The 2,859-nt window shown below is 64.0% G+C and carries 2 protein-coding genes; both read left to right on the forward strand.

Annotated features, from left to right (window positions below):
- On the forward strand, positions 1–420 hold a 420-nt coding region (locus BX591_RS35720; protein ID WP_111935997.1), incomplete at its 5' end, for a phage tail protein I.
- 2 nt (positions 421–422) lie between these two features.
- Positions 423–2,859 (forward strand): hypothetical protein (locus BX591_RS35725; RefSeq protein ID WP_111935998.1); only part of this gene is annotated, 2,437 nt, incomplete at its 3' end.

Raw genomic sequence — 2,859 nt, forward strand, 5'->3', positions numbered from 1 at the left:
TGGCTCGCGTGGCACCTCGGCGTCGACGCGTGGAAAGACTACTGGCCCGAACAGATAAAGCGTGCGCGGGTCAAGGCCGCGATCCCGATCGCGCGTAAGAAGGGCACGGCGGCGGCCGTGCGTGAAGTCGTCGCCACGTTCGGCGGAAATATCGCGCTGCGCGAATGGTTCCAGATGACGCCCCCCGGCGTGCCTGGCACGTTCGACATTGTGATGACCGTAAGCGCGCGCGACGGCGTGCCGGCCACGGCCGCCTATGTCGCCGACATCATCGCCGAAATCGACCGCACGAAGCCCGTCAAGGCTCACTACACCTTCACGCAAGGCTATTCGATTCAAGGCGCGCAACGCGTTGCAGCGGCCTTTCGGCCGGCCCTGTACCGCCGTCTCGCATTGACGGATCAACTCACGGATAAATGAACATGGCCGGAGCCCTTTTCCACATCACCGATGCTGGTCGCGCCGCACTTGTCGCGACCGGAAACACCGGCACCAACGCACACAAGATCGTCGAAATCGGCCTGAGTACGGGGCTGTTCGATGCGACCGATCGCACGCTCAAAAAGCTGCCGAACGAACTGAAACGCATCACCACGTTTGCCGGCGACAACGTCGCGCCCGATACGATCCACGTCACGCTACGCGACGACACGGCCGACCAGTACAAGCTGTTCGGCCTCGGCCTTTACCTCGAAAACGGCGTGCTGTTCGGCGTCTACTGCCAGAACGCCGCAGATGGTCCGATCATGGAGAAGTCGCCGGCGGCGCTGCTGCTGCTCTCGGCTGACGCGCAGTTCACCACGATCGACGCGGCGCAGCTCGTTTTCGGTGACGCCAGTTTCACGAATCCGCCAGCGACGACCGAGCGGCAAGGGGTCGTCGAGCTGGCGACGCAAGCCGAAGTCAACGCCGGCACCGACGACGTGCGCGCCGTCACGCCGAAGACTGCGGCGACCCGCTACGCGGCGCTGACGGGCGCCGCGTTCAGCGGCCCGGTATCGGCGGCCGCCGCCGCTGGTGACACCGATGCGCAGCTATACGCAAAGGGCGCAAGCGGGGCAGGCGGCCGCGAAGGCAAGCTGCGTTTTTACGGCACGTTCGGCAACAACGACGATACGAATACGCGCCTCGCCGCATCGATCAGCGCCGGCTTTAACGGCGGCAATTGGGGGACGGAATATCTCGATTTCTGCCTGAACTATGGCGCGGCGAACGACGCCGAACGCGATGCGCTGCAGGCTCGTGTGCTGCGTCTCGTTGCGGGCGGCCGCGCATTGTTCAACACGGCGGTCGACGACGGCACCAGCATTGCGCAGTTCGGCGGCAATGTCAGCACGCGTGGCGTGCATAGGTTCGGGTATGGCGCAACGGTCGGATGGGCATCGGCCGACGCGTCGGTCGCCTATTTCCGTTCGAACGGGAATGTGTCGGTCGGCTCGGAGGCGGCGGCCGGCTTCCTCGATCTCGTCGCCGGCGGCGGCGCTACCCGCGTGCGTATCCTGCCGTCCGGCCGTGTGCTGGTCGGCACCTCGACCGATGACGGCACGAGCGTTGCGCAGTTCGCCGGCAACACCCGCACCTATGGCACACACTCCGCCGGCGCCGCCGGCGCGGTAACGGCCTGGATTGCGGCGGATGCCGGGTATGGCTATTTCCACACGGCGGGCAACGCCTCGGTCGGCACCGAGGCGGCGTATGGTTTCACCGAACTGCTCGCGGGCAACAAGTCGTTTCTGAAGGTGCTGCCGTCTGGCCGTGTGCTGATCGGCGACACCGCTAACGATGACGGCACGAACCGCGTACAGGTCGACGGTCCCGCCCGCATCAACGGGAATATGTATGTCAATACCCGAGGCAGCGAAGGACAGGTATGGCTCGGCCCGAATGAGGGGTACTTCTTTGCGAACAGCAAACAGGCGGGCTACTACTCCCCGAAGTACGGTCAGTATCAATACGACTTCGCGCTCAAGAATCTCACCGTGCAGAACAATGAAGTCTGGCACGCCGGGAATCTGAATCCGCTGGACCTCGCCAGAGGCGGGACCATCTTCGGCGACGTGACTTTCGCCACCGGCCGGCGACTGCTGCTCGACGAAGGTACGGCCGCGAATCCCTCGCTGTCGTTCGTCAATGACGGTGCGCCAGATACCGGGTTTTTCCACGTTGCTGATGGCGTGTTTGCGATTGCGAACAACGCCAGCGAAACGATGCGCTTCGGAACGGACGTCGTATCGACCCAGCGCACCATGCAATCGAATGTAACGCCGCGAACCGGCGTGAACGGCGTATTCCGCTCAAGCGGCGATATTGGCGGCTCTTTCGTGGACTGGAACCAACTGTCAAGCCGCATTGCCGCTTTGCAGATCGATGCGCCGACGGCGGCGGCCGGCTATATGGGCATACGCTGGACGCGCTGGGGCGGCCGTCACTTCGCTGCTATCGAAGGCTTCGAAGGCGGCTCGGCTACCACAGAGCCAAGCATCGTATTTCATCTCGACGGACGCAATAACGCCTGGTCGTTCGGTCGTAACGAAATCGCCCGCAGCGACGGACAGCGCGTGTGGGGTGGCTGGAATTTTGACCCGAATACCAAGCTCAACGTGAGCGGCGGCCCGATGACCGGCCGCCTGACGATGACGCAGCCGGGTGCGTATGGCGAAATCGGTCTGAAGAGCACGGACGGCACCGCCATGTTCATTCGCGGGCGTGCCAGTGGCGGCGGCATGGAGTGGGTCAATAGCGCATACAACGCCATCCCTGCCTCGATGGATGACGGCGGCAACATGACCTTTGCGGGCATCGTGCGCGTGGCCAATGGCGGCGCATGGGTCGCGACAGACGGCAACGTCTACGGCGCGG

Origin of the sequence: Paraburkholderia bryophila, assembly GCF_003269035.1 — a bacterium.
Classification (GTDB): domain Bacteria; phylum Pseudomonadota; class Gammaproteobacteria; order Burkholderiales; family Burkholderiaceae; genus Paraburkholderia; species Paraburkholderia bryophila.